Source organism: Paraburkholderia sp. SIMBA_053, from assembly GCF_046534895.1.
Lineage (GTDB): Bacteria > Pseudomonadota > Gammaproteobacteria > Burkholderiales > Burkholderiaceae > Paraburkholderia > Paraburkholderia caledonica.
Genome location: NZ_JAWRXU010000040.1, coordinates 1 through 1,389, shown reverse-complemented (window position 1 = coordinate 1,389; position 1,389 = coordinate 1). Strand labels below are relative to the sequence as shown.

Genomic DNA, 1,389 nt, shown 5'->3' with positions numbered 1-1,389 from the left:
TCACTTCGTCGAGGCGCCCAGCAGCTCCATCATCGACTTGCCCCTCGGCGTCAACCCCGCACCGCTATAGATACCTGCGTCTTTCCCGTACCGGGTCCGCCCACCAGGACGATGTTGTGCGCCGAGTCGATGAACTCGCACTCGTACAACTGCCGCACCAGCGCCTCGTTGGCATCGCTGCAGCTGAAGTCGAAGCCGCCGATATCGCGATACGCCGGGAAGCGCGCCACCTTCATCTGGTAAGCGAGTGAGCGCACTTCCCGTTCTGCAATTTCTGCCTTGAGCAATCCGGCAAGCACCAGTGAAGCCGCCTTGTAGGCCGGCGAGTCCTGAGCGGCGAGCTCGCCCAGTGCCTGAGCCATACCGTGCAGCTTGAGTGACTTGAGCATCTGCATCATCACGTCAGGCTGCATGATTGTCCTCGCGGTCTCTTAGCCGATCATACCGGCCGACATTGGCCTGCGGCTCGACGGTCAGCGTGAACGCCTGTGGCGTCTGCAGCGGTGGCACAGGCGGGCTGTCAAGCAGGCGGCTCAGGATGTTCAGCACCGTCTGCTTGTTCGGCGCGCCAGCCTCGAATGCCAGCTCGACGGCAGCGAGCACCATCTGTTCGTCGTGCAGCAGCACGAGCGCCAGAATCTCGACCATCTCCCGGTCGCCCCCCGGGCGCTTGAGCAGCACGCCCTGCAGCTTGCGGAAGCCAGCTGGAAACTCGGTGAAGGGTGCACCGTTGCGAAGCGCTCCCGGTTTGCGCTGCAGGACTGCCAGGTAGTGACGCCAGTCGTAGATGGTCTCGCCGTGGTCGTGGCTGCGGTTGATACGCCGTTCGTGCTCGGCGATCACCTGACCTTCGGCGACGAAGACAAGCTTTGCGGCATACACGCGCAGGCTGATGGGCCGGTTGGCAAACGACGCCGGTACGCTATAGCGGTTGCGCTCGAAGTTCACCAGGCAGGTGGGCGAAACGCGCTTGGTATGTTCGACGAAACCATCGAATGGCTGGCCCACCGGCATCAGGTGTGGACGCTCGGCCGCCCACGCATCCCAAATGGTCGTGTCGTGCTCCGGGTGCCGCGTCTGTTGCCACAGCAGCGCGCACTGGTCGGCCAGCCAGTCGTTAAGCGCGGCGAGCGAGCCGAACGCCGGCGCTTTCTGCCAAAGCCGGTGACGGCTGTCCTGGACGTTCTTCTCTATCTGCCCCTTTTCCCAGCCCGAGGCGACATTGCAGAACTCGGCGTCAAACAGGTAGTGACTAACCATCGCGCTGAAGCGCGCGTTGACCTCGCGCACCTTGCCGGGTCGCACTCTGTCAACGGCGGTCTTCATGTTGTCTACAAGGACTTTCCCACTTTTAGCAAGCAACAATCCACCGCACCTGATCGACGTCGA

The 1,389-nt window shown here is 62.7% G+C and carries 1 protein-coding gene and 1 pseudogene; both read right to left on the bottom strand.

The window, feature by feature from the left end; translation table 11 throughout:
- Positions 1 to 59: 59 nt before the first annotated feature.
- Positions 60 to 413: pseudogene (locus tag SB753_RS34375) on the bottom strand (ATP-binding protein); the annotation flags it as partial.
- Positions 403 to 1,389, bottom strand: a 987-nt coding sequence (locus tag SB753_RS34370; protein WP_410804487.1) for a Mu transposase domain-containing protein, incomplete at its 5' end; no start/stop codon positions are given. The pseudogene SB753_RS34375 and the gene SB753_RS34370, both read right to left, overlap by 11 nt.